This window comes from Nocardia canadensis (assembly GCF_032656385.1).
Taxonomy (GTDB): Bacteria; Actinomycetota; Actinomycetes; order Mycobacteriales; family Mycobacteriaceae; genus Nocardia; species Nocardia canadensis.
The window spans coordinates 201406-227633 of record NZ_JAVCWB010000001.1; the positions used below are offsets into that span (position 1 = coordinate 201406).

Annotated in this window: 22 protein-coding genes; 15 read left to right on the top strand and 7 right to left on the bottom strand. The window is 69.2% G+C overall.

All coding sequences use genetic code 11. The features are described 5' to 3' along the window. Positions 1 to 511 precede the first annotated feature (511 nt). The 3 genes from dnaB to Q7X29_RS00930 all read left to right on the top strand — a co-directional run bounded on the left by dnaB (position 512) and on the right by Q7X29_RS00930 (position 4034). Positions 512 to 3139 carry a replicative DNA helicase gene (dnaB, locus tag Q7X29_RS00925; RefSeq protein ID WP_316573045.1) on the top strand — a complete coding sequence of 876 codons (2628 nt, stop codon included), beginning with the start codon at positions 512 to 514 and terminating at the stop codon, positions 3137 to 3139. Positions 3140 to 3235: 96 nt separating this feature from the next. Beyond that, complete coding sequence (locus Q7X29_RS33020; RefSeq protein WP_394358654.1) at positions 3236 to 3682, top strand: Fic/DOC family N-terminal domain-containing protein; 447 nt, start codon at positions 3236 to 3238, stop codon at positions 3680 to 3682. Beyond that, positions 3618 to 4034, top strand: coding sequence for a Fic family protein (locus Q7X29_RS00930; protein WP_316573046.1), 417 nt, complete (start codon positions 3618 to 3620; stop codon positions 4032 to 4034). Before Q7X29_RS33020 ends, Q7X29_RS00930 begins: the two co-directional genes overlap by 65 nt. Before the next feature lie 196 nt (positions 4035 to 4230). On the opposite strand, the gene Q7X29_RS00935 is transcribed toward Q7X29_RS00930, so the two are convergent. Continuing rightward, entirely contained in the window at positions 4231 to 5010 is a 780-nt protein-coding gene (locus tag Q7X29_RS00935) for a class I SAM-dependent methyltransferase (protein WP_316573047.1), read from the bottom strand. Positions 5011 to 5013: 3 nt separating this feature from the next. After that, positions 5014 to 6291, bottom strand: coding sequence for a serine hydrolase domain-containing protein (locus tag Q7X29_RS00940; protein ID WP_218718399.1), 1278 nt, complete (start codon positions 6289 to 6291; stop codon positions 5014 to 5016). A 215-nt stretch (positions 6292 to 6506) separates the two neighbouring features. Here Q7X29_RS00940 and Q7X29_RS00945 point away from each other — a divergent pair, with 215 nt between their 5' ends. From Q7X29_RS00945 to Q7X29_RS00955, 3 genes are all read left to right on the top strand, one after another. Continuing rightward, a complete protein-coding gene (locus Q7X29_RS00945; protein ID WP_316573048.1) occupies positions 6507 to 7313 on the top strand; it encodes an alpha/beta fold hydrolase in 807 nt (268 codons plus the stop codon). Positions 7314 to 7337: 24 nt separating this feature from the next. Continuing rightward, a complete protein-coding gene (locus Q7X29_RS00950) occupies positions 7338 to 8333 on the top strand; it encodes a 1-aminocyclopropane-1-carboxylate deaminase/D-cysteine desulfhydrase (RefSeq protein ID WP_316573049.1) in 996 nt (331 codons plus the stop codon). Positions 8334 to 8518: 185 nt separating this feature from the next. Next, positions 8519 to 10198 (top strand): cutinase family protein, encoded by a 1680-nt coding sequence (locus tag Q7X29_RS00955; protein ID WP_316573050.1) that lies wholly within the window; start codon positions 8519 to 8521, stop codon positions 10196 to 10198. Positions 10199 to 10257: 59 nt separating this feature from the next. Here Q7X29_RS00955 and Q7X29_RS00960 read toward each other — a convergent pair whose 3' ends face one another. Further along, positions 10258 to 11151, bottom strand: a complete 894-nt coding sequence (locus Q7X29_RS00960; protein ID WP_218718395.1) for a DMT family transporter — start codon at positions 11149 to 11151, stop codon at positions 10258 to 10260. Between the two features lie 121 nt (positions 11152 to 11272). Beyond that, positions 11273 to 12442, bottom strand: a complete 1170-nt coding sequence (locus tag Q7X29_RS00965) for an MFS transporter (protein WP_218718394.1) — start codon at positions 12440 to 12442, stop codon at positions 11273 to 11275. A 106-nt stretch (positions 12443 to 12548) separates the two neighbouring features. On the opposite strand from Q7X29_RS00965, the gene Q7X29_RS00970 reads away from it, so the two are divergent. From Q7X29_RS00970 to Q7X29_RS00990, 5 genes are all read left to right on the top strand, one after another. Next, entirely contained in the window at positions 12549 to 12998 is a 450-nt protein-coding gene (locus tag Q7X29_RS00970; protein WP_218718393.1) for a MarR family winged helix-turn-helix transcriptional regulator, read from the top strand. 79 nt (positions 12999 to 13077) lie between these two features. Further along, entirely contained in the window at positions 13078 to 13902 is an 825-nt protein-coding gene (locus tag Q7X29_RS00975; RefSeq protein ID WP_218718392.1) for a hypothetical protein, read from the top strand. 235 nt (positions 13903 to 14137) lie between these two features. Continuing rightward, positions 14138 to 15496: a WS/DGAT/MGAT family O-acyltransferase gene (locus tag Q7X29_RS00980; RefSeq protein WP_316573051.1), complete on the top strand. Its 1359-nt coding sequence runs from the start codon at positions 14138 to 14140 to the stop codon at positions 15494 to 15496. A 44-nt stretch (positions 15497 to 15540) separates the two neighbouring features. Beyond that, the gene (locus Q7X29_RS00985) at positions 15541 to 16659 is read left to right on the top strand and encodes an NAD(P)H-dependent flavin oxidoreductase (RefSeq protein WP_218718390.1); all 1119 of its coding nucleotides are present in this window, start codon (positions 15541 to 15543) and stop codon (positions 16657 to 16659) included. Between the two features lie 230 nt (positions 16660 to 16889). Further along, on the top strand, positions 16890 to 18323 hold the full coding sequence (locus Q7X29_RS00990; protein WP_218718389.1) for a threonine/serine exporter family protein: 1434 nt from the start codon (positions 16890 to 16892) through the stop codon (positions 18321 to 18323). Positions 18324 to 18333: 10 nt separating this feature from the next. Here Q7X29_RS00990 and Q7X29_RS00995 read toward each other — a convergent pair whose 3' ends face one another. Continuing rightward, on the bottom strand, positions 18334 to 19101 hold the full coding sequence (locus Q7X29_RS00995; protein ID WP_218718388.1) for a GntR family transcriptional regulator: 768 nt from the start codon (positions 19099 to 19101) through the stop codon (positions 18334 to 18336). A gap of 361 nt (positions 19102 to 19462) precedes the next feature. On the opposite strand from Q7X29_RS00995, the gene Q7X29_RS01000 reads away from it, so the two are divergent. Next, positions 19463 to 20140: a hypothetical protein gene (locus tag Q7X29_RS01000; protein ID WP_316573052.1), complete on the top strand. Its 678-nt coding sequence runs from the start codon at positions 19463 to 19465 to the stop codon at positions 20138 to 20140. Between the two features lie 5 nt (positions 20141 to 20145). Here Q7X29_RS01000 and Q7X29_RS01005 read toward each other — a convergent pair whose 3' ends face one another. Next, a complete protein-coding gene (locus tag Q7X29_RS01005) occupies positions 20146 to 22518 on the bottom strand; it encodes a lysylphosphatidylglycerol synthase transmembrane domain-containing protein (protein ID WP_218718386.1) in 2373 nt (790 codons plus the stop codon). A gap of 160 nt (positions 22519 to 22678) precedes the next feature. Here Q7X29_RS01005 and Q7X29_RS01010 point away from each other — a divergent pair, with 160 nt between their 5' ends. Further along, positions 22679 to 23608, top strand: a complete 930-nt coding sequence (locus Q7X29_RS01010; RefSeq protein WP_316573053.1) for an NAD-dependent epimerase/dehydratase family protein — start codon at positions 22679 to 22681, stop codon at positions 23606 to 23608. 3 nt (positions 23609 to 23611) lie between these two features. On the opposite strand, the gene Q7X29_RS01015 is transcribed toward Q7X29_RS01010, so the two are convergent. Then, positions 23612 to 24535, bottom strand: coding sequence for an MBL fold metallo-hydrolase (locus tag Q7X29_RS01015; RefSeq protein WP_255587703.1), 924 nt, complete (start codon positions 24533 to 24535; stop codon positions 23612 to 23614). A gap of 159 nt (positions 24536 to 24694) precedes the next feature. Here Q7X29_RS01015 and Q7X29_RS01020 point away from each other — a divergent pair, with 159 nt between their 5' ends. Next, entirely contained in the window at positions 24695 to 25084 is a 390-nt protein-coding gene (locus Q7X29_RS01020; RefSeq protein WP_218718383.1) for a hypothetical protein, read from the top strand. After that, positions 25081 to 26211, top strand: coding sequence for a cation:proton antiporter (locus Q7X29_RS01025; RefSeq protein ID WP_218718382.1), 1131 nt, complete (start codon positions 25081 to 25083; stop codon positions 26209 to 26211). The genes Q7X29_RS01020 and Q7X29_RS01025 overlap by 4 nt, the downstream gene beginning before the upstream one ends. The last annotated feature ends 17 nt before the right edge of the window (positions 26212 to 26228 follow it).

Below are 26228 nucleotides of genomic sequence, written 5' to 3' on the forward strand. Positions count from 1 at the left end.
GTCGGTAGCCGGAGATCACTCCCGCGCAGGTCACAGTAGGCGGCCGACGGTCGGCAATCCGCTGACCTCCCGTTATTAAGCCTGTGGATGGTTGCCGAAACCGACCGGCAGATTTGTGACTCCAGTCATAGCCTGCACCATCGCTGTTTACCCAACACGCCCGGCCGTTCACCTTGACCGACACGCCGGAACTTCTTTCATCCACAGGTGGAGAGTTGGGTAAAACGGGGCCTAGCAGGGCGTTCCACTGCACTGACCTGGGTTTTCCCCACGTTTTCCACAGGAGCTGCACAACACTGGGTGAACTACCCCCAAGTTATCCACAGTTGTGTGCACATATGGGGTTGGCGGCGCCCCGAAACGTCGCCTAGGTTCGTCGCATCGCCCTGCGCGCGACCCCGGGAATCACGCAGGCAACCGATTGCTGACATCCGTGTCGGTGCCCGGGAGTACAACGAGTTCATCGATGTGAAACCCCCGGTTCTGCGGGCAGAGAGGACGGTCGATTCTGGTGACTACCACCGGTGACCGCGCGCATACGGACTTCCCGCCCGAACCCCCCGGCGAGGACTTCGGCCGCCAGCCCCCGCACGACATGGCCGCGGAGCAGTCGGTGCTCGGCGGCATGCTGCTGAGCAAGGACGCCATCGCCGACGTGGTCGAGGTGCTGCGCCCCGGCGACTTCTACCGCCCCGCCCACCAGGCCGTCTACGACACCATCCTCGACCTGTACGGCCGCGGCGAACCCGCCGACCCCGTCACCGTCGCCGCGGGCCTCGACCGCCGCGGCGAGCTCAAGCGCATCGGCGGCCCGCCCTACCTGGTCACTCTGACCCAGACCGTCCCGACCGCCGCCAACGCCGGCTTCTACGCCGAGATCGTCGCCGAGAAGGCCATCCTGCGCCGCCTCGTCGAGGCGGGCACCCGCATCGTCCAGTTCGGCTACGCGGGCGCCGACGGCCAGGACGTCGCCGAGGTCGTCGACCGCGCCCAGGCCGAGATCTACGAGGTCACCGAGCGCCGCACCACCGAGGACTTCACCCCGCTGGAAGAACTCCTCCAGCCCACCATGGACGAGATCGACTCCATCGCCTCCCGCGGCGGCATCTCCCTCGGCGTCCCCACCGGCTTCACCGAACTCGACGAACTCACCAACGGCCTGCACGCAGGCCAGATGATCATCGTCGCCGCCCGCCCCGGTGTCGGTAAGGCGCTGGCGCTGGACACCCCGCTGCCGACGCCGACCGGGTGGACGACGATGGGCGAGGTCCGCGTCGGTGACGAGCTGCTCGACGCCGACGGCCACCCCACCCGGGTGGTCGCCGCGACCGAGGTCATGACCGGCCGACCCTGCTATGAAGTCGAATTCTCCGATGGGACGGTGCTCGTCGCCGACGAACAGCACCAGTGGCTCACCGAGACTCGGGAGTCCCGGCGATCCGCGCAGGAAGCGGCCGCGGGCCGACCGCGGCGCACTCCGGTGGCGGCCGGCGTTCGCACCACCGCCGAGATCGCGAACACCCTGCGCTGCGCCACCGCCGACCGCAGGCTCAACCATTCCGTCACGAACACCCGGCCGCTACAGCTGCCCACCCGCGATCTGCTGGTACCGCCGTACACCCTCGGTGCCTGGCTGGGCGACGGCACCGCCGCGGCCGCGCAGCTGACGTGCTTCGACCCGGAGATCGTCGCGCGGATCGAGGGCGAAGGCATCGTCGCGGCGCCCTCGCCGTCCGCGCCCGGCCGCTACCAGCTCACGCTGCCCGCCCCCGAACCGGTGCGGGCCCGTGCCTGCGTGGTGTGTGGTACCGAGTTCGTGCCGTTCACCAGCGAGGTCCGCACCTGTGGCCGTTCCTGCGGTGAGAAAGCGCGATTCGTTTCCGACCCGGTCCCGGCGCCGACCTGCGCCCAGTGCGGCGGCCCGTCGATCGGCCTGCGGCTGTGCCAGGTGTGCCGGAACTCGGCGGGCAGTGTGCAGGCCCGGCTGCGCACCCTCTCGGTGCTGGGCGACAAGCACATCCCGACCGACTACCTGCGCGCTTCCGAAGCGCAGCGCCGGGCGCTGCTGGCCGGCCTGCTCGACACCGACGGGACCGTCACGCTCGACGGGTCCGTGCAGTTCGCCGTCACCGACGAGCGCCTGTTCCGTGATGTCGAGGAACTCGTCGTCGGCCTCGGCTACCGCTGCGGGGTCACCACCCAGCGGGTGCGCGGCCGGTCCGAGCAGTCGTCGACCTGCTACACACTCACCTTCGCCACCGATGACGAGGTGTTCGGCCTGCACCGGAAGGCGCTGCTGCACAAGGAACGCCGCGCCGCACGCAACACCGCACGGTCGAACTCGCGCTACATCGTCGACGTGCGCCCCATTGATTCCGTCCCCGTGCGCTGCGTCGAGGTCGACAATGCCGATCACCTCTACCTGGCCGGCCGCTCGATGGTCCCGACCCACAACTCCACGCTGGGAATGGATTTCATGCGGAGTTGCTCGATCAAGCATGGGATGGCGAGTGTCATCTTCTCGCTCGAGATGAGCCGGACCGAGATCGTCATGCGTCTGTTGTCGGCGGAGGCGAAGATCAAGCTCGGTGATATGCGGTCGGGGCGGATGAGTGACGACGACTGGACCAAGCTGGCTCGGCGGATGAGCGAGATCAGTGAGGCGCCGTTGTTCGTCGACGACTCGCCGAACCTGACCATGATGGAGATCCGGGCCAAGGCGCGGCGGCTCAAGCAGCGCCATGACCTGAAACTCGTGGTGGTGGACTACCTGCAGCTGATGAGCTCGGGCAAGAAGGTCGAATCGCGACAGCAGGAAGTCTCGGAATTCTCGCGACATCTCAAGCTGCTGGCCAAGGAACTCGAGGTTCCCGTCATCGCGATCTCGCAGCTGAACCGTGGTCCGGAACAGCGAACCGACAAGCGCCCCATGGTGTCCGACCTCCGTGAGTCCGGCTCGCTGGAACAGGACGCCGACATGGTCATCCTGCTGCACCGCCCCGACGCCTTCGAACGCGACGACCCGCGCGGCGGCGAAGCCGACCTCATCGTCGGCAAGCACCGTAACGGCCCCACCGCCACCATCACCGTCGCCCACCAGCTCCACCTGAGCCGTTTCGTGGACATGGCCAGGGGCTGACGTCAGCCAGCAGCCACCCAGCGACTTACATTTCGACGACCATAACAACATCAAATGTAAGCCAATCAACGATAGACTTACATTGTGCGCACAGATATGTTCGCCAACAGCCCCACGGGCGTCCTTGTACCGATCGGCGGAACCGACCCGCGATGGGGCGCGTGGTCACATGTCGCTTTCGTGCCCAACAACTTGCCGAACGACACCCCTGAGTTGAGCGTCGCGACTTTCAACGCCGTCGCTAGGGCCCGAGCCGCGCTCGCCGCCCTTGACGCCTCCGCTCGCCAGCTCCCCAACCCGGCATTGCTTCGACAACCGACCCTCCGTCAAGAGGCGCAGAGCACGTCGGCGCTCGAGGGAACATTCGCACCGCTGGAGGATGTGCTCGGAGTCGACACTGCCGAACAACCCGACGATGCGGCCGTGCGCGAGGTGTTCAACTACGTGTTTGCCGCCGAACACGCGTTTCAATGGATTATTGACCGTCTCTGCATGGTTCGAAGCACGGCGTGCCGAGTACTACGACCGGCTCCTGGCGGTTAGTCAGACTGGCGATTGGGACGGCTGGATCAGGTTTTTCGCCGATGGCGTCGCCTCGGCGGCGACCACGACCGCAACCCAGCTCACCGACTTGCTACGTGTGCAGCAGGTCCTCAAGCAGAAGGTCCGCGCGGCCGGGCTACGTGCCGAAAACGCCACTCGGCTGGTTGATTTCGCCCTTGCGCAGCCGATCTTCACTGTGCGCAACGTTGAACGTCACCTCCAGGTGACTTACACGCGAGCCAACGCCCTCGTGGGGCAGCTGATCGAAGCAGAAGTTCTTCGCCAACACGGCGACACCGCATATGGCCGCCGATTCACCGCCCCTGACGTGTTAGCGATCCTGCTGCGGTGATGAGACTGCTCCGTGATGGGCGGACCTGGCACGCGGCCGACGACGACCCGCGGGGTGTATTGGGGGTGTTCGGGCTGCTGGGTGGCGATTCTCCACAGGCGCCGAGACGCCGAGGCTGGTGCGCAGGCACGTCGCCGGATTCGATGTGCCGCAGCGGTCGCAGCGGGTCGACCTCTGGTGATATGGCCTGGGGCGCTTACCCGTTCACACGTCGTGAGAGTTCGGCGCGCAGCTGAAGGAAACGGAACAGGCCGGGGCGGCCGATGACCGCTTCGTAGCGGTCGACGACCTCGTTTACGAAGGCGGCGACGTCGGCGGCAGGGAGGCGGGCGGTCCAGTCCGCGAAACCGACTGTGCACCAACGGGCGAAGGCTTCGCGCGAGCCGAAGTCCCATTCCCGGTCGGTCACGGATCGCGCGGTGACTTCGAGGTCGGCGTTCGCCGCGATCGCGGGCAACGCGTCGGGTTCGATGTGCACGTAGGGGCGGGGAAAATCGGCGAAGGCCGCCGACCAGCGCGCGTCGCCGGTGACCGCCATCGCGATGTCCTCGATGCTCGGGCGTGGTCCGGCGCAGACGTACTGCGCGAGCACCCGTCCGCCGGGTGCGAGGGCCGCGGCGATGTGGCGGTAGGCGGTCTCCTGGTCGACGACCCAGTGCAGGGCGTTGAACGAGACCACGAGGTCGAAGTCGGCGTCGAAGGTCATGGTGGTGACGTCGCCGACCTGGAAGGCGACGTTGGTGAGCTGGTCGTCGGCCGTGCGGGCGACCTCGATCATCCGGGGCGACGGGTCGACGCCGAGGACGGAGCCGCCGGGCACTCGCGCCGCGATCAGCCGCGTCACATAGCCGTCGCCGCACCCCACGTCGAGCACGCGCTCGGCGCCCGTCACGACGACGGACGCCACCGCGTCCGTCGCCATCGTCCGCTGGAGTGCGCTGATGTGGGCGTAGCCCGCGCCGTCCCAGTCGGCCATCGGCTACGACCCGCCCTGCGGCGGAACGTCCTTCTTGACCGGCGGGGCGTCGTCGGGGGCGAGGTAGGCGCCGATCTTGCGGAACAGCGCGTCGCCGCCGTTGGTGTAGCCGCCCGAGGAGCTGAAGGCCTCGGGCAGGAAGGTGACGGCGACCGCGATCGCGATCTTCTTCGACGGCAGGTAGGCGTTGACCGCGGCACCGCCGAAGAACAGCGGGTTCTGGTAGGACCAGTCGCCGGTGAGCCACAGGCCCAGACCATAGGTCTGGAAGTCGTCGAGCGGGCGGCAGTTGACGCAGCCGGGGACCGTTGTCGTCTTGCCGCGCAGGTCGGTGGTGGTCATCGCCCGGTACGACTCCTCGGACAGCAGTTCGCCGCTGCCGATGGCGACGGCACTGCGTTCGAGGTCGTAGATGTCGCTCGTCTGGATCGCGCCGTGGCTGATCGTCCACGACGGATTCCAGTAGGTCGATTCCTCGTAGAACGGGACGTCGGGCGGCAGGTCGAAGTACGCGCGGCGTTCGGAGGTGAACGAGTGCAGGACCGGCTCGGGGATGTAGGGCGTGAGGTTGGGCACGGTGTTCTTCAGATCGAGCGGGCCGAGCACCTTGTCCTGCAAGGCATTCGCGAGCGAGGTACCCGTGACCTTCGCCAGCACCAGCCCGAGGACCACGTAATTGGTGTGCGCGTAAGCCCAGTTGGTGCCGGGCTCGAACCACAGGGGGTCGTTGATCGCGAGGGCGAGTTGTTCCTCGGTGGTCCACGCCTTGTACGGATCCGCGAACGCGATCTCGGCGAATTTCTCGTTTCCGAGCACGAAATCGTGATAGCCGGAAGTCATCTGGGCCAGCTGCCGCAGATTCACGCGGTCGGCGTTGGGAATGTCGGGCAGGTATTTCGAGACTTTGTCGTCGAGGCTCAGTTTTCCCTCGTCGGCCAGGATCAGCAGCAGGGTCGACACGTAGGAGATCGCGACGGCGCCGTTGCGGAAATGCATGTCGGTGGTGGCCGGCACGCCTGTCATGGACTCGCCTCTGGCCGCGGTGACGATCTCCTTGCCGTCGATCGTCACGCGCACGATCACCGATTTCAGGTGCGCTTCCGCCATGTAGTCGTCGACGATCCGCATGATGGCGTCGGCTTTCGCCGGGTCGTCACTGGAGAACGTCGGGCGCGCGCTCGAGGTGGAGTTCGAATCTTTCGCAGTGTCGTTCGATGAACACGCCGCCGCCAGGAGACCCAGCGTGCAGACGAACACCAGAACATTCCGAGAAACCGACATTGGTCACCTTTCCTGGTTACCTGGAAATCCGACTGTCCTGGTGTCCTCCGAAATATGGTTCGACCGAATAGCCAATTCTATGGCGTTCTCGCCGAGACGGCGGGAAACCGCGCGCAGCGGTATCAGCACCCGCGTCAGGTGGATGTCAGGGCGGTGTCAGGTCGGCTCGCGACAGTAGTCGCAATCACGAGCACGAGCCGAGAGGGTGATCCCGAATGACCACACGACACACCGCCCCGAACACCGCCTGGACCGGCATGGTGGCCGTCGACGATACGGCGCTGGCCGTCACCGATACCGGGGGCGACGGAATCCCGGTGCTCTACCTGAACGGGCAGTTCGCCACCCAGGGCTACTGGCGCAAGACCATCGCCGAGCTGGGCCCCAGGTTCCGGCACATCACCTTCGACGAGCGGGCGCGTGGCAAGAAGTCGAAGCTGTCCGCCGACTACTCGTTCGAGGCCGCCGTGCGGGATGTCGACGCGGTGCTCGCGGCCAGGGGCGTTGACCGGGCGCTGGTGGTGGGCTGGTCCTACGGCGCGGTCGTGGGCGCGCACTGGGCCGAACGGAATCCGGAACGGGCGATCGGCGCGGTGCTCGTCGACGGCGCGTTCCCCTACGACTGGCTCGACGACGCCATGGAGCAGCGGATCCGCACCCTGTTCAAGCGGCTGAGCTGGTTCATGCCGCTGGTGCGACCGACCGGTCTGGCCCCGCGGATGACCGCGGCCCAGCAGGCCGAGAGCAATATCGAGCTCGGCAAGCTGTCCCGCACCAGCGAGCTGAGTCCGGTGCTGGACGCGATCACCGTGCCGGTGCGCTACGTGGTGGCCTCGGGCACGTCGTTCGGCAGCAAGGGTGACGAGCAGGAGAAGATCCGCAGCGGACTCGACGCGGCGATCACCCGCAACCCGAACATCCGCATCGGCGCGAAGGTGGCGAGCAACCACGGCGCCATCCTGCGCAAGGACTTCCGGGCCATCGCCGACTCGGTGCGCGAGGTCGCGGGACTCGACCGGTGACGGGCGTGATGATCTAGTCACGGTATGACCGCATTTCTGCACCAACGGTTCGGGGAGCTCCACGACACCCTGCCGCATCTGCGCCTGGGCACCGGACCGACCCCGCTGCGTCCGCTGCCTGAACTCGCCGTGGGCCGAGCCAGCTTGTGGCTCAGCGACGACGGCGAGTTCGGCGACGGCGGGTGGGGCGGGAACAAGGTGCGCAAGCTCGAGTGGCTGCTGCCCGATGCCCTGCGGCGGGGACGGCGCACGATCCTGACCGTCGGCGGGCTCGGGACGAACTGGGGTCTGGCGACCGCGCTGTACGCCGGGGAGCACGGGCTTCGCACCGCGCTGGCGCTGGTCGATCAGCCGGTCGACGACCATGTGCGGACGCAGCTCGCGCGCCTCGAACGCAGCGGTGCCACCCTGCATTTCACGCACACCAAGGCACGCACGATCGCCGCGGTGCCGTACCTGCTGGCCAAGCACGCGTCGGGCGGGAAGCCGCCGTACCTGCTGCCGGCCGGTGGGTCGTCGACGGTCGGAGTGCTCGGCTATGTCGAGGCGGCGCTGGAACTCGCCGATCAGGTGGCGGCGGGGGTCGTGCCGGAGCCGACGCACATCGTCACCGCGATCGGCTCGGGCGGGACCGCCGCCGGGCTGCTGCTCGGGCTCGAGCTGGCGGGGCTGTCGACGCGGGTGGTCGGGGTGGTCGTCAACGATCAGCTCCGGCTGGACGCGAGGACACTGCTGCGCTCGGCCCGGCGGACCGAGGCGTTGCTGCGCAGACGCGGTGCGCGGCTGCCGGAGCTGACGCTGTCGGCCGACCGGTTGATCCTCGTCGAGGACCAGCTCGGCCCTGGCTACGGTCATCCCACCCCGCAGGGCGAGCGGGCGGGCGCGCTGGCCGCCGAGGCCGGGCTGCACCTCGAACCCGTGTACACCGCGAAGGCGATGGCGGCGACCCTCGCGCTCGACGCCGACGGCGCGTTCGGGGACGGCGTCGTCGTGTTCCTGAATACCAACGGACCCCGCTGAGGCGGCTAAGTGAACGGCCACTACCAGCGCGAAGAACGCGCCCTGGGCCGGATGCCCCCGGAAACGGGGGCACGTGATTCCTGTTCGCGCCAGTAACGATCTCGCGAGGTGGGACGACAAAGGTCGTGACAAACGGCCCGTCGGGGGGCCTGCCCACCTGTAGGTCATTCGAACGGGATCACACAATGAAACTGCGCGAGTTCCTTGCGAAACATCGCATCGCTTCGGCTGTCGCCGCACCGGCGGCGCTGGGTGTCGCGGCCATCGTCGCCGCGTCGTTCGCGGTGACGTCGCAGCCCGAGTCCCCCACCTACCAGCTCACCACCTCCGTGACCGAGTGCCGCGAGATGGTGACCATCTCGGTCGCCGGCCGCAACGACACCCCGGTCGAGGGCACGACGGCGATGCTGCTCGACGCCAACGGCAACCCGCTGCCCGCCGCGCTGTCGGGCGATCACAGCAGCGTGTGGGTCGATCCGGTGGTGAACGCGCCGCGTGACGACCTCGCCGAGGGCGAGTACGCGGCGATCTACATCGCCTACCCGGCGGACATGCGGACCTATGAGGACGCGGTCAACCAGGGCGTGGCCAACACCCAGCAGGTGATGCGCGAGATCTCCGCCGCCTGCCCGGACACCAAGTTCTCCATCGTCGGCTACAGCGAGGGCGCCGACGTCGTGCGTCGCGTCGCCGAGGGCATCGGCAACGACGACCCCGCCGACGGCTACTCGGTCGTCGATCCCGACGACGTGCTCGGCGTCGTGATGTTCGCCGACGCCGGTCGCAAGGCGGGCGACGGCACCTTCATCGGCGCCGAAGACCCGTTCGCCAACCCGGACGGCTTCGATCAGAAGTACCAGAACGGCACCAAGCCCATCTCGGGTCAGGGCGTGACCACCGGCGGCGGCTTCGGCGCGCTGAACGGCAAGATCGCTTCCTTCTGCTCCGAGGGCGACCTCACCTGCGCGGCGCCGGAGAACATCTCCCTGCTGCAGCTGGCCGCCAATGTCGGTCGCCAGATCAACGTCGACGACCTGCAGCGCGACGGCCTGACCCCGGCCACCGGCCAGGACATGGCCTTCACCCTCGGCCGGATCGCGATGGCGGCCTTCTCCGACATCGCCGCCAACCCGAACTGGATGGCCAGCGACGAGACCTTCCTCGACGTGCTGCTGAAGGTGTCGGATCCGGACTACAAGCCGGGCGAGATCAAGGCGCCCGCCAAGGCCGACACCATCGCGGCCGAGCAGGTCTCGCCGCTGGCGTACCTGCCGCAGAAGGTGTTCAACGAGATCGTCGGGCTGATCGTGACGAACCAGAACACCATCCCGGTGGCGTTGAGCGACCCGTACCAGCTGACGCTGGGCCCCAACGGCACCGGTCATCACTTCGACTACTGGCGTGATTCCGACGCCGCCAACGGCAAGCCGATGACCTCGGCCGAGTACGCCGCGGCGTGGCTGACCCACCTGGCCAAGCAGGCGCAGGCGGGCGAGACGGTGGATACCAAGTCGGCGCCCACCGATGCCGATGTGACCGCCGCGCTGGCCGCGCCGACCAAGCCGGCCACGACCACCACCGCGGCGGCGGCGAGCACCACGACGTCGAAGGCGGCGACCAGCGCCGCCGAGACGACGACGCCGACCACCACCTCGCCGACCGGCACGACGACGACGCCGTCCACCACGACGCCGTCGACCACCGCGCCGTCGACCACGACGCAGGCCCAGGAACCGGTGGCCAACCAGGCCGAGGCCCCCGCGCCGAAGACCACCACCTCGGCGCCCGCGCCGACCACGACGGTGGCTCCGACCACGACCGTCGCGCCGACGAGCACCACGACCACCACGGCACCGACGAACTGATCCGGGTCGAACGATCCCCGGTGGGCGGCGTTATCCGTTGCCCACCGGGGATTTTCGTGTCAGGAGGTGACTTCGGGCACCGGCGCGGGCAGCGTGTCGCGCACCCGCGTGGTGCGTCGGGTGCCGATAATCGACCCGATGACGACCAGCGGGAACCCGATCGCCATGCCGATCGTCAGCGGTTCGCCCAGCGCGGCGACGCCGAGCACGATCGCGACGGCGGGGTTGATGTAGGTGATGACGGTGGCGCGCGCCGGGCCGACCTCGGCGATGAGCGCGAAGAAGACGAGAAACGCGGTGGCCGTGCAGATCACGGCCAGGCCGAGGATCGACCAGGCGGCGTCGGCGGGGATGTGGGCGGGCCAGGACGCGGCGGTGAACGGGGTGTACACGAGCGCGGCGAGCAGCAGCGACGCCGTGACGACGCCGAGCGCGGGCAGGTCGGCCAGGGTGCGGTCGTAGATGATCGGACCGATGGCGTAGCCGACCGTGGTCACCGCGACGGCCGTCAGCGCCATCGGGTCGGTCAGGTCGAGATCCAGGCCGACCAGCGCGGCGACGCCGGCGAAGCCGATGAGCAGGCCGATCGTGCGGCGGCCGTCGAAGCGGTCGTGGCCGAGCAACGTCACGATGACGATCGCGATCAGCGGGACCGCGGCCACGAGCAGGCCGACGGTGGAGCTGTGCAGGGTCTGCTCGGCGTAGCCGAGCAGCACCCAAGGACCGACGATCTCGATCGCGGTGTAGGCCAGCAGCATTCGCCAGCGGGCGAGCACGCCACGGAAGGCATTGGTATACAGGGCGATCGGCAGCAGGAGCAGTCCGCCGATCGCGGTGCGCCCGAAGGCGACGACCACCGGGTCGATGCTCTCCACCGCGATCCGGATCATCGCGTAGGGCACGCCCCAGATCACGCCGAGCGCCAGGAACAGCACCCATCCGCGCTTACTCACCGATCACCACCGTTTCCGTTCCGCGGCGAGATCCGCACTCGCCCGGGTCATCCTATGATTTGGCACGGTAGTCAGCCGAGTGGCCGGAGTGACATCTTTCGTCAACATCCGGCCACGCCGACTAGACGGCCACAGACTCCCGCACCCCGGGCGCGTCGGCTCGCGTGGCCGCGATCAGCACGACCAGCCCGGTGACGGCGAATCCGGCGCCGACCCACAGCGGCGAGACCCAACCGAAGCCCGCGCCGATCGCCAGGCCCGACAGCCAGACGCCGAGGAAATTGCCGACATTGAACGCGGCGATGTTCGCCGAGGACGCCAGCGTGGGCGCGTCGGCCGCATGCTCGAGCACGCGCATCTGCAGGCCGGGCGTCGCGCCGAACCCGAAGAAGCCCATGGCGGGTAGCAGCAGGATCGCGGCGATCTCGTGGTCGGCCAGCAGCGCGAACGCGACCAGCGCGAGCCCGAGGGCAACGGTGAGCGCGAGCAGGGTGCGGGTCAGCGCGCGGTCGGCCCAGCGGCCGCCGAACAGATTGCCGAAGAACAGCCCGACGCCGAAGAGCACCAGCAGCCACGGCACCACGCCGTCGGAGAATCCGGTGACCCGGGTCAGCAGCGGTTCGATGTACATGAAGGCGCCGAACATGCCGCCGAAGACGAGCACGGTCATCGCCAGCGAGTACCAGACCTGGGTGTTGCCGAACACCGACAGCTCGGCGCGCAGGTTCGGCCGGGCGCTCGACGCGGGCGCGTCCGGCACGAGGGCGGTGATGCCCGCCAGCGCGACCAGTCCGACGACGGTGATCACCGCGAACGTGGCCCGCCAGCCCCACTGCTGACCGATGAAGGTGCCCAGCGGAACGCCGAGGACATTGGCGATGGTGAGCCCGCCGAACATGATCGAGATGGCGCCCGCCTTCTTCTCCGGCGCCACCAGCGAGGCCGCCAGGACCGCGCCGATGCCGAAGAACGCGCCGTGCGCCAGGGCCGCCAGCACGCGTCCGCCGAGCAACGCCGCGTACCCGGGCGCCAGCGCCGAGGCGGCGTTGCCCACCGTGAACAGCACCATGAGCAGCTGCAATGCCCGCTTGGGCTGCCAGCGATTGACCACCGGGGTGAGCGCCAGCGCGCCGACGACGACGGCCAGCGCGTAACCGGAGATGAGATAGCCGGCGGTCGGCACGGAGACGCCCATGTCGGCGGCCACCGCCGAGAGCAGACCGGCGATGACGAACTCGGTGAGTCCGATGCCGAAGCCCCCGAGCGCGAGGGCGATGAGACCGAGTGGCATGTGAGCGCTTCCTTCCGTTCTACGCCGATAACACGCGTGTGCAACTAACGCTAGGCGACGATAGTTGCACACGCGCTCTATTGCAACCGCCAGCTATACTCGGCGCATGGGTATTGCGGATGACGCCGTCGAGGTGCGGGCGACCGGCTGGCGCACCCTGGCCGCGCTGCACGGGCACATCGAGACCGCACTCGAGCGCGAGCTGGTGCGCGAGCACGCACTGTCGGTCGTCGAATTCACGGTGCTCGACGCCCTGGCCCGCCAGGACGGCTGGCACATGCGCATCTCGCAGCTGGCCCGCGCGGCGGCGCTGTCGGCCAGCGCGACGACCCGGCTGGTGAACCGGCTCGAGGATCGCGGGTTCCTGGTCCGGGTGTTGTGCGCGGACGACCGGCGCGGCATCTACACCGAGCTCACCGAAACCGGCAGGGCCGCCTACGAAAAGGCGCGTCCCACGCACGATCGGGTACTGGAACAAGCGCTTTCGGACGCCGAGCAGATCCCCGAACTGGCGCCGCTCGTCGGCTTCCTGCACCGCGTTCCCACGTCCCGCTGACCGCGACACTCCGTACGACATCGCCAGGCAACGCGCCGATCATGATGACTGCGCGGTGCCTCGGTGCAATGATCGGCTGGTGACTCAGTGGCTCCCACTCCTCGGTTCGCTCGTCGTCGCCGCCGCAGTTCTGGTCGGTGTCATCGCCAACAACCGCACCCACCGCGAGGGCATCGCGGCGGCCGACGAGCGCGGCAGGCAGGCACTCGACGCCGCGCAGCGCAATGTCGAGCTGTCGAACATGGTGGGTGACCAGCGCGATCACGAGGCGTGGCGCCGGGAGGCGGTGCTCGCTGCGGTCGCCTCGATCCTCGAGACCTCGGCCTCGGTACGCGCCGATCTGACCAGCTGCGGGGAGTGGGACCTCGTCACCACGGAGGAGATCGACAGCGTCGGCGCCCAGATCCACAAGGTGATCTGGGATCGCCCCAACGGCATGCTGACCCGGCTGCGGGTCGTTGCGCACCGCCGGATCCCGAACAAGTGCGAAGACCTGCTCCGCACCCTCACCGCCGCCCAGCACATCACCATGCAGCGACTGAAGCTGCACATCGACGTGGAGGCCACGGTCGAGGAGCTCGAGGAGATGGCGTCGCTGTGGCAGAAGGCCATGCGGCACGCGGCCGAGCAGGAGCGGGCACTGGTGGAGACCACCAGGATCGAACTGGGCATCGACATCGCCACCACGAAAGGCCCTGCCGTCGCGCCGGTTCCGGCGCCCGAGCCGCAGGCGCCCGAGCCGGTCGCGGAGCAGGTCGCCGAGCCGGTCGCCGAAACTCCCGTCGAGGAAACGGGTTTCGAGCCGGCGGTCGAGCACCAGACCGCCGAGCTGCGCATCGCCGACCTCGCCGACCTCACCGACGCCACGGTCGAGACGCGTCAGGCCGCGCCCGCCCAGGTCTGACCCCCCAGCGCGGCATCGGCGCCCCCTGCGCCTGATCCGCTCGAGCATCCCGTCGGGTTCGCGGAACGCGCCTCCCCGGTCGGGTAGTACGGCGGTGTGGTCGTTCACCTGACGCGAGCGGGGTGAGCCGGGTAACTTGGAAAGCGGCATGTGATGCGTCACCGTGCCGACCCGACAGCGTGGTCGATCGTCTACAGACTTGCACCGAACCACTCTCGTCAGGGGGCGATCTGTTATGGAGTTCATCGCGCCGTTGGATGCGCTGTTCCTGCTCGCGGAATCCCGTGAGCACCCGATGCACGTGGGCTCACTGCAATTGTTCGAGCCGCCCGAGGACGCGGGCCCGGACTATCTGCGCGAGTTCCGCGATATCCTGCTCGCCGACAAAACCTTCCGGCCCACCTTCCGCAAGCGCCCCGCCACCTGGCTCGGCGCACCCCAGCTGGCCTGGACCCAGGACGACGACGTCGACCTGGACTTCCACCTACAGCGCAGCGCGCTACCGGCGCCGGGGCGGATCGGGCAGCTGCTCGACCACGCCTCGACCCTGCACAGCGCCCTGCTCGACCGACATCGCCCGATGTGGGAGATGCATTTCGTCGAGGGCCTGGCCGACGGCCGGTTCGCGCTCTACTCGAAGATGCACCACTCGCTGATCGACGGTGTCTCCGCGCAGCGTCTACTGCGGCGCACGCTCACCACCGACCCGTTCGCGACCGAGATCAAGACGCCGTGGAACCTCCCGCGCAAGCAGCGTCCGGACGCACCGCGCGAACAGCGCTCCCGGCTGGGCGGACTGCTCGGCGGCCTCGGCGCGGCGAGTTCCTCGACCGCCGCGCTGATGCGGGCGACCCGCACCGGGCTGCTCCAGCAGCAGTTGACGCTGCCGTTCGAGGCGCCACGCACGCTGTTCAACGTGCCGATCGGCGGCGCCCGCAAATGCGCGGTGCGCACCTGGTCGATGGACCGCGTCAAGCAGGTGAAGAAGGCGACCGGCACCACCGTCAACGATGTGGTGCTGGCGATGTCGGCGGGCGCGCTGCGCGCCTACCTGCTCGAACGCGACGCGCTGCCGGACAAGCCGATGATCGCGATGGTGCCGATGTCGCTGCGCGACGAGGACGACACCGACACCCAGGGCGTGAAGATCGCGGCCCTGCTGTGCAATCTGGGCACCGACATCGCCGATCCACTGGAGCGGCTGCGGGTGGTGAGCGAGTCGACCCGGCGCAACAAGGAGGTCTACCGCTCGCTGACGCCCGCGCAGACGCTCGCCGTCGCCGGGGTGATGCTGAGCCCGATGGCGGCGATGCTGCTGCCCGGCTTCGCCTCGATGGCGACGCCGCCGTTCAACATCGTCATCTCGAATGTGCCGGGCGCGCGGGAGCCGCTGTATTGGAACGGCGCGCGACTGGACGCGAGCTACCCGCTGTCCATTCCGCTGGACGGCCAGGCCGTGAACATCACCCTCACCTCGAATGGCGACAACCTCGATTTCGGCCTGGTCGGCTGCCGACGCACCCTACCCGACCTGCATCGACTGCTCGATCACCTGGAGGATTCGCTGACCGAACTGGAGGACGCGGCCGCCTGAAAATTGCCCCTTATCGGGCAAACTAGAACGTGTTACAGTTCGGTATGCGTACCGAATTCTGCGAACAACTCGGCATCGAGTTCCCCATCTTCGCCTTCACTCACTGCCGCGACGTCGTGGCTGCGGTGAGCAACGCGGGCGGACTCGGCGTGCTCGGCGCCGTCGGCTTCACCGCCGAACAGCTCGAAGTGGAGCTGGCCTGGCTCGATGAGCACGTCAACGGCATCTACGGCGTCGACCTGGTGATCCCGTCGAAGTACGAGGGCAAGGGCGTCGAGGGCCTGACCCCCGAGCAGCTGGAAAAGCAGCTGGCGCAGATGGTTCCGCAGGGCCATCGCGACTTCGCCCAGAAGATCCTGGCCGACCACGGCGTACCCGCGCTGCCCGACGGTGAGCACCACAACGAGCTGCTCGGCTGGACCGCGACCACCGCGGGCCCGCAGGTCGACGTGATCCTGAACCACCCGAAGGCCAAGCTGGTCGCCAACGCCCTCGGCACCCCGCCCGAGGACGTCGTCAAGCGCATCCAGGACTCCGGCCGGGTGATCGGCGCGCTCTGCGGGTCGGTCAAGCACGCGATGAACCACAAGGCGGCCGGGCTGGACTTCGTGGTCTGCCAGGGCACCGAGGGCGGCGGGCACTGCGGCGAGGTGTCCTCGCTGGTGCTGTGGCCGCAGGTCATCGAGGCCATCGGCGATACGCCGGTGCTGGCCGCGGGCGGCATCGGCAACGGCGCGCAGGTCGCGGCGGCGCTGGCGATGGGCGCGGCGGGCGCGTGGACCGGCTCGCTGTGGCTGACCGTCGAGGAGGCCAATGTGCCGCCCGCGCAGATGGACACCTACCTCGACGCCACCAGCCACGACACCATCCGTTCGCGCTCCTGGACCGGCAAGCCCTGCCGCATGCTGCGCAACGACTGGACCGACGCGTGGGAGGACACCGAGAACCCCGACCCGCTGCCGATGCCGCTGCAGATGATGGTGGCCCTCGACGGTGTGAAGCGCGGCCACCGCTACCCCGAGGCGGCCAAGGACGTGAACTTCAACCCGGTCGGCCAGGTCGTCGGCATGATGAACAAGATCGAGCGCAGTGCCGACGTGGTCAACCGGCTCGTCGAGGAGTACGTCACCGCCTGCGACCGGCTGACCAAGCTCAACGGCTGAGCGACGGGGCTCGGGTAGCCTTCCAGCTACCGGTCTACCCGGCCCCGATGAACCCGGTCCGCACGCCCCGACCTCGCGGAGGGGCAGGCCGCGAAGCGGCCGTCGCGGCCGTCTCGCCGATCAGGTGCCGTTACGCAAGCGATGCAGGAGCAAGCGACGGCATCTGATCGGCGAGACCCAGGGGCCGCGACTCGAGCGCGCCAGCGCTCCGAAAACACTGCGGCGGTGACATGGCTTCGGACGGCAAGAGCTCTTCCTGGGCAGCGACGCGGCGCCGGGTCACCCGCGCCATCGCCCGGGTGCGGGCCGACTACATCGCCGGCCCGCCCGCGCCGCCGCGTCCGGCCGACCCGCCGGTACCCGCCGACCTGCTGAATCTGCTGTGCCGCATCGGCGTGGCACTCGTCGGCGCCAGCGAGACCTCGGCACGCGTGCAGGAGATCCTGGACAAACTGTCCAAGCGCTACGGCACCGACAACATCCACTTCATGGTCCTGCCCACCGCGGTGTTCGTGCGCGTGCGCACCCCGGACGGGTCCGCGATCGACATGCTCGACGCCTCGGTCGGCACGCTGCCGCTGGACCAGATCGCGGGGCTCTACCGGCTCATCGACCACATCGAGGCGGACGCGCCGCCGCCGACGGAAGCGTCGAAGGAGCTCGACGCGATCCTGTCGGCCGAACCGGGCAGCCCGCCGTGGCTGATCCTGCTCGGCCAGGTGGTGCTGACCGTCGGGCTGGGGATGATGCTCAATCCGGCGGCCAGGGCGCTGGTGGGCTATGTGGTGCTCGGGCTCGTCGTCGGCGCGCTGACCCAGCTCGCCGATAAGGTGCGGCTGCTGTCGCTGGCACTGCCGGTGGTCGCGGCGGCGCTGGTCGCGGTGCTGGCGTTCGGCTTTCCCGGCACGCTGTCGGGTGGTCAGCCGACCCAGCTGGTGATCCCGGCGATCGCCACGCTGCTGCCGGGCGCGATGCTCACCAACGGCACGATCGAGCTGGCGACCGGGTCGATGGTCGCGGGCGCGAGCCGGGTGGTCTACGGCATCAACATGCTGTTCCTGCTCGCCCTCGGCCTCTACGTGGGCATCAGTCTGCTGGGACCGCTGTCGAATCCGGCGGTGAGCCAGGCCCAGCTGGGCTGGTGGGCGCCGGTGATCGGGGTGCTGCTGATCGGGTTCGGACACTCCTGGCGATCGAGCGCGCCGCAGAACTCGGTGGGGTGGCTGCTGCTGGTCCTCTACGTCACCTACCTGGCGCAGTTCGTCGGTAAGACGCTGTCGGGGCCGCTGACCGGCGCGTTCCTCGGTGGTCTCATCGCGGTGCCCGCCGCGTATCTGATCCAGGGCCGCAAGCACGCCCCGCCGCGGCAGGTGGCCTTCCTGCCCGCGTTCTGGATGCTGGTGCCGGGCGGCATCAGCCTGACCGGGATCTCCGAGGTGGTTCTGCACACCACCGGCACCACGGCGGCGAGCGGACTCGAGGTGGTGGTGTCGGCGCTGCTGTCGGTGATGTCGATCGCGCTCGGGGTGATGGTCGGCTCCGGCCTGTCCTCGACGCGGACACCGCATGTCGGCCCCATCATCGATTCGATGCTGCCGCAGGGCCATCACCTGCCGTGGTATCACCAGGTGGAGACCACCAAGCCCGCCGACCCAGACAGCTGAGACGATGCGGTCAGGCGGTCGCGGCCGTGGTTTCGATCGGCGTCGCGCCGACGAGTTCGTCGAAGCGGGCGATGACCTTCTGGTGGTAGAGCGCGAACAGGTCCTCGAACAGGGCCAGTTGCGCCTCGGACGGGCCCGAGTCGGCGTCCCACACCGCTAGCAGCGCGCGCCAGACGAGCACGTGCAGATCGGCGGCGACGGCGAAGTAGGCGGCGACCGCCTCGGGCACCTCGGTGACCATGTCGGCGACCGAATTCAGCACGGCGCGTTGCATGCTCATCCCGAGCACGCCCAGCAACTTGCGCACCAGCGCGATCTCGGCGGTGATGATCCGGACGTGGTCGGGCACGCTCTGCCGGGCCATCGCCTCGAGCTCGTCGACGGCGGCGGCGAGCTCCGCCGAATCGAGCACCTTCTCGGCGGCGGTGTAGCCGAGCAACGCCTCGAGCACGATGCCGCGCTCCACCTCGACGATGTCGGTGAACATCTCGGCGGCGACGGCGGGCGCGGTGACGGAGAACCGGAACAGATGCCGATAGACATCCATGCCGCCCTCTTCCCTGACGTCACGGATGGTGAAACCTTTGCCGCGCCGGGCCTCGACGAAGCCGTAGGACTCCAGCCTGCCGAGGGTGAGTTGCGCGGTGGCCCGGTTCATCCCGAATTCGTCGGCGACCTGGCGGACCGACGGCATCAGTTCGCCGGGCCGGTATTCGCCGGTCGCGACCCGGCGCGCCAATTCGTCGGCGACGTCGGCGACCACCGTCCGGGATCCCATCGAAACAACACCTCTCGGTCATCATCCGGCTACGTCCCAGACAGTTTATGCGCTCGAACCGCACCCCGCACGCACCCGCGACGGCTGTGGGGCGGTTCACGTCGGGCGGCCGATCGCTGGGCGGAACCGACCGTACGGACTTCTCGGCAAGCCACGGGCAACTCCCGGAATGTCCGGTAGCACGCGAGTCGACCGGGGAAAACATAGCGGGGAACGCGTCCGTGTGGATCAGACAGCATTGCGCGCCACCATGATTGAATACGCGAGCAACGGGGGAGCTAAACATTCACCTGGAGGTTGGCGTGCAAACCACTCGGCTCGCGGCGGGCGCCGTCGCCGGACTCGTCGTGATCGCGGGTCTTTGACCGGCACCTCGATCGCACCGCTGCCGCCGCCGAGCCCGACCCACCCGCCCGCGCCGGAGCCGCCCCCGCTCGCCGACGTGAACTGCGGTCCGGTCACCGGCGGCAACGGCGGCACCGCCGATGTCATCGCCTTCGCCTCCGACGCGGGCAGGCCGGGCTGTACCGAGGCCGTCAACGTGGTCGCCGACTACCTCGGCACCCCGCGCACCGGCGACGCCGCCGTCGTCGACGGCTGGACCTGCGCGCCGCAGCCCGACACCGCCGTGCCGCACATCTGCGTCAACCAGGGCCTGACCATCGGCCTGCGTGGCGACGCCGCACCCGCCACCCCGCCGCCGCCCGCGACGACACCGATCCGCACGGTCGACCCGACCAAGCCGCCGGTCACCACCACCAGCGACGTCCCGCCCGCGCCGTCACCGCTGCCCGAGGACGTGAACTGCGGCCCGGTCACCGATGCCGGTGGGCACAGCCGCACGGTGATCGCGGTCGGCACCGCGGCAGGCCGGCCGGGCTGCACCGTCGCGATCGACGTGGCGACCAGCTACGTCACCACGATCAGCCCGTCGGATTCGGTCGTCGTCGACGGCTGGCAGTGCAACGCCCAACCCGACCCCGCCACTCCGTCGGTGTGCGCCAAGGACGGCCTGGTGATCGCCCTGCGCGCCGACTGAGCGCCTCAGATCATCTGCTTCTCGCCCATCCAGCGCATGATCGGCCAGCCGAGGGCGACGGGAATCCAGCAGGTCAGCACGCGATAGAGCAGCACGGCGGGCACCGCGATCTCGGCCGGAACACCGAAGGCGGCCAGACCACCGATCAACGCGGCCTCGACCGCGCCGACGCCACCCGGGGTCGGCGCGGCCGAGGCCAGCGTGCCGCCGATCATGGTGACGATGGTGACCGCGACGAAATCGGTGCCACCGCCGAAGGCTTCGACACTGACCCACAGCGCCAGCGCCTGCCCGAGGGTGATCGCGCCGCATCCGCCGACGATCATCGAGAACCGGATGGGATCGCGGGCCAGGTCGACGAGTTCGCCGAGAACCTCCTTGAGCTGCGGGCGCACCGAGTGATTCACCCAGCGGCGCAGTTTCGGCACGAACATGAACGCGCCGATCAGGCCGACACCGACACCCGCGGCCAGGTACAGCACGGTCGCGTCCGGCACGATGTGCGCGAGATTGGTGGAGGTGCCCGCCACCACGCTGAACACGACGAGCAGCACCAGGTGCGTGATCACCTGCACCGATTGCTGCAGCGCCACCGCCGCGGTCGCGCGCATGGTCGTCATCCCGGCCTGTTGCAGGAAGCGCACGCTCAGCGCCAAACCGCCGACGCCCGCCGGCGTGGTGGTGGCGACGAAGGTATTGGCCAGCTGCTCCAGGAACAGATCGCGGAACCGGACGATCCAGTCCGCGCAGGCACCGAGCGCGGCGGCCGCGCCCACATACGTCAGTGCCGAGATCACCAAGCCGAGCAGCGCCCACCACCAGTTCAGCGTGCGCAGCTGACTGAAGAAGGTCGGCACCTGGCTGAAGAACGGATACGCCACGTAGACCAGGGCGAACAGCAATACCAGCTGAATGAGCTGATTGCGGGTGAAGCGGGTGAGCTGTTCGGGATGGATGCGATCGTGCCCGGTCTGCTCGCGGACCTCCTCGCGCGCGGTCGCCAGGACCTTGGTCCACTGCGGCACCGACTTGCGGATGCCGGTCGGCATGGCCGATTTGGTGAGCCGCCGGGCCGCGGTGACCACCGCGCTCTCGCCGAGCACCTCGATCGCCGCCGACACCGCCTCGTGCTTGCCGTAGAGCGAGGTCGTCGAGACCAGCAGCTGGGCGATGTCGGTCTGGCGCTGCGCGTCGGCCGCGCCGAACTCGGCGAAGGCGAAGCCGCCGAACAGGGTGTCGCCCTGGTGGACTCGCACGTAGTCGGGTTGCAGGTCGCCCATGCTGATCTGGTTCTCGTGCAGGCGCAGCAGCGTCCGCCACACTCCGGGCAACACCTGCGCGGACAGCTTGCGGATCGGGGTGCCGCGGGGAACGGTGTGCGCGTACAGCATCCAGCCACGGTCCAGGCCGGCGACCGCGACCTGATGACTGTCGGCCATGCCGAGGTCGCCGATGGCGATGCCCATCAGCGCCCGGTGTTCCACCGCGCGGTGCATCGAACCGTGCAGCGGCGCGGTCTCGCTGGAGCGGAAGGTGATCCAGCGCCACAGCTGCCGGATCGCGCCGAAGCTGCGCTGATCGCGGCCGTACAGCTCGACGACGATCTCGGACTCGGGTCCGTCGACGTCGGTCGCCAGCAGCAGTGGACCGCGTCCGGCGGGCCGGTCGACCCGGAAGGCCCGCACCGTATAGCCGCGCCGAGCCAGCACCCGCACCGCCGCTTCCAGCGGCACCTCCAGCGCCGGGGTGCCGACCAGCCAGACGATCACCGCGCCGACCAGCCAGCCGACCACCAGCCCGAGCATGGCCCGCGCGGGCACCACCGAGCTGACGACCAGATGGATGGGCGCGAACATCAACAGCAGAAACCACATCCACCGCCGCGGCCGCGGCGGCAGCCACGGACTGGAGACGGTGAGCATCGCCGCGAGCATCGCGATCCAGCGCGGGTCGTCGAGGAACTGCGAGAGGAAGGTGTCGAAGCGATCCGGTGCGGGCAGATGCCATTTCGGAGTGGAGATGCCCGCGCCGGTGATCGAGAGCGCCAGGACCGCGAGCAGCCCGGCCGCGGCGTAGCCCGCCAGCAGCTTCCACTGCCTGCGCAAGACCAGCTCGATCAGGATCGCGAACGGCAGCGCGAGGATGAGCATGCCGTAGACCAGATACACCAGGGTGGACTGGTCCGGGCTGAGGAAGTCGACGATCTTGGACACCGACCGTTCCAGCGCCAACCACTCCGGCCTGGTGATCAGCGAGCCCGCGACCACCACACCCACCCCGATCGCCGCCAGCACGACCCGGATGATGTCGCTGGTACGCCGGATCAGCGGCTGCAGGAGACTTCCCGTGACCGGGATCTCCCGACCGTCGACTCGCATGAGCCGCACGATACACACCGACACGCCGTCGACCCGCCGTGACATCGGCCCAATTCCCGGCCACCGTACACCGGGTGAAGCCCATCACAGACCGTCACATCGCACCGGCTCGATCCGTCCAGGAAGCAGGGAAACACTCACTCCGCCGGAAGGAACTCCCATGCAGGTTCTGCTCGCAGGCGCCACCGGCGCCATCGGCCGTCCACTGATCCGCGCGCTGACCGCGAACGGGCACCGCGTGTCGGCCATCGTGCGCAGCCCCGACGCCCATCCGCTGGTGCGCGAGCTCGGCGCCGACCCGGTCACCGCCGACGTGCTCGATCGCGACGGGCTGCTGCGCGCGCTCGACGGCACCGCGTTCGACGCCGTCGTCCACGAAGCGACCGCGCTGCGCGATGCCAAGGTGCAGCGCCGGATTCCGGCCGACGACCCGACCGGCCTGCTGCGCACCGTCGGCACCGCCAATCTGCTGGCCGCGGCCGAGCTGGTCGGCGCGGGCCGCTTCGTCACCCAGTCGCTGATCCTCGGCTACGGCTACCTCGATCACGGCGACCGGCCGCTGACCGAGCGCGATCCGTTCGGGGTGTACACCGGTGGCGTCGCCGACGAGGTGGTGCGCGCGACCGTCGCGGGCGAGCAGCAGGTGTTCGAGGCGCCGGGCGTCGACGGCATCGCGCTGCGGTACGGGCTGTTCTACGGGCCGGGCGCGTTCAGCGACCTGTTCGCCGACATGATGCGCAAGCACGCGCCGGTCGGCCCGCTCGGTGCCGGCGGGGTGAACAGCTGGATCCATGTCGAGGACGCCGCCGCGGCGACGGTCGCCGCGCTCGACCGCGGTACGCCGGGCAGCGCCTACAACCTGGCCGACGACACCCCGATCACCTGGCGCGAGTTCTTCGCCGAGGTGGCCCGCAGCCACGGCACACCCCGGCCGATCCGGCTGCCCGCGTGGATGATCCGGCTGGCCGTGCCCTATATCGGCGCGCTGATGGCGGACACATCGATGCGGATCTCGAGCGCGCTGGCGCACGCGGAGCTGGACTGGCGGCCGCGCTATGCGAGCGTGGCCGAGGGGCTGGCCGCGCGCTGAGGCTCAGTGCGGGGCGCGGGCGGTGACGGCGGCGCGATCGTGGCCGGGGATCAGCTCGATCTCCTCGGGCAGCGCGTGCAGCCGGTGCACCGTCTCGAAGGCGGTATCGCGATCGTCGTCGACGAGGTCGCCGGGCAGCGGGGCCTTCTCGCGCAGCAACTCCACCTGCAGCGTGCTCCACACCGCGTCGCCCGCGAGCAGCACCCGCGACCCGTCGTCGACGGCGAGCAGCACGCCGATGCTGCCGGGCGTGTGCCCGGGCAGGTCGACCAGCACGACCGAGCCGTCACCGAACAGGTCGTGGCTGCGGGTGAAGGTGAGCACCGGCGGTCCGTCGAGGTCGTAGAGGTCGAACACGCGTCCACGCAAGGGGCCACGGGCGACACCCAGCGGGGCGCGCGATCCGCCCATCGCCCAGCGGTATTCGACGCCGGGCACCCGGATCGGCACCCAGCCGGGCAGCTCGTAGAGCCCGGCGACGTGGTCCCAGTGCAGGTGCGTCGGCAGCACGAAATCGATGTCGGCGCCGGTCAGGTCGTGGGCGGCGAGGACTTCGCTCAAGCCGCGCACCGGCTGGCCGGGGGCCACGAGCAGCGGGACGGGGAACGGCAGTTCGGGCAGCACTCGCTCGTGCACGCCCGCGCAGATCGCCGGGTCGACCAGGAAGGTGGCCGACGGGTGGCGCACCAGGAAGGTCGACATGGTCAGCGGCGTCGACCGCAGCGTCCGCACGCCCTCGGCGACGATCGCTGTCGGCGCGGACATCTCGGCCTGGACCAGCGCGGTGAGCGAGACCGTCGCGCGCGCGGGCGGCAACGGCGCCGATTCCAGCGCGGCCAGGAACGCGGTGTCGGCGGCGCGCGGCCACAGCAGCCGCGGAACCGTCGCGACGACAGCGACACAGCAGGCGAGAAGCGTCGATAACATCGTGCTGCGCTCACCCATAGGTGCCACCGTAGGCGATAGCCCACACCCCGACCACCGCGTACTTTTCGGGGCCCGCCGCCCGGATACCGATCGCGCAAACAAACGACAACATCCAGCGACTCTCCCGCTAACCCGGCCGCAGCGGCGGATGATGATTCGATGGCAGACCAAATCATCCAGGTGCAATGGAAGGCCACCCCGGAGGAACACGACTACCCGGCCGCCGCCGACTATCTCGAACTGCTCGGCGACGCGACGGTGGTCGAGGCGATCGTCGCCGACCTCCGCAGCGCACCGGTGGTCGTGAAGAAGGCGAAAGACATCCTGCGCGCCTCCCAGCTCGAGGCCCTGACCCCGGACAATCCCCACGTGCGCAAGGACCTGCTCAAGATCAACGAGGGCAAGAAGCTCTCGCCGATCCTGCTGGTCCGCGGCGACTGCCGCAAGAACGTGCCGATGCTGATCGCCGACGGGTACCACCGGGTCTGCGCGCTCTACTTCGCCGACGAGAACGCCGAGATCCCCGCCAAGATCGCCGCGATGCCGTGACCTTCGCGACCCTGGCGCTGATCGTCGCGCTCGGGGTGATCGGACCACTGCTCGCCCTGCCCAAGCGGCTGCATCTGCCGGTCATCCTGGGTGAGCTGCTGGCCGGGGTCGTCTTCGGTACGACCGGGTTGCGAATCCTCGACGCGAGCGATCCGATCTTCGTGTTCCTGGCCGACATGGGTTTCGCGCTGGTGATGTTCGCGGCGGGTACGCACGTGCCGGTGCGCGATCCCGCCGTGCGCGGCGCGCTCGGCGCGGGCGCGCTGCGAGCGGTGCTGGTCGGCGTCGTCGCCGCGGGCGGGGGCTGGGGCGTGTCACAGGCCTTCGGCATGGGCCACACGGGGATCTACGCGGTGCTGATGGCGTCGTCCTCGGCGGCGATGGCGTTGCCGATCATCGACTCGCTGCGCTTGAGCGGACCGCCGGTGCTCGCGCTCACCGCGCAGGTCGCCATCGCCGACACCGCCTGCATCGTCGCGTTGCCCCTGGTCATCGATCCGGACAACGCGCTGCGGGCCGCGATCGGCGCGGTGGTCGTCGCGGCCTGCGCCGGCGTGATGTTCCTGATCCTGCGGTATCTGGAGAAGACCGGCGCGCGCCGGCAGGTGCACGAGGTGTCCGAGGAACGCAAGTTCACCCTCGAGCTGCGGGTGAGCCTGGTGCTGGTCTTCCTGCTGTGCGGCGTGGCCAGCTCGATGCATGTGTCGATCATGCTCGGCGGCTTCGCGGCCGGGCTGGCGGTGGCGGGGATCGGCGAGCCCCGGCGCGTGGCCAAGCAGGTATTCGCGATCAGTGACGGGCTGCTGGCGCCACTGTTCTTCGTCTGGCTGGGAGCCCGACTCGACCTGCGCGAACTCGGCGCGCATCCGCAGTTCATCCTGCTCGGCCTGACCCTCGGCGTCGGCGCGGTCGTCGCGCACTGGACCACGCGGGTGCTGGGTCAGCCGCTGTCGTACGGGACGCTGGCGGCGGCACAGATCGGGGTGCCGGTCGCCGCGGTGACGGTGGGCAGTCAGCTGGGCATGCTCGTGCCGGGCGAGGGTTCGGCGATCATGCTGGCCACCCTGTGCACGATCGGGATCGCGACGATCGCGTCGAGCAGACTGGCGGCGAAGGTATCGACCTAGCGCGTGGTCAGAGCTGC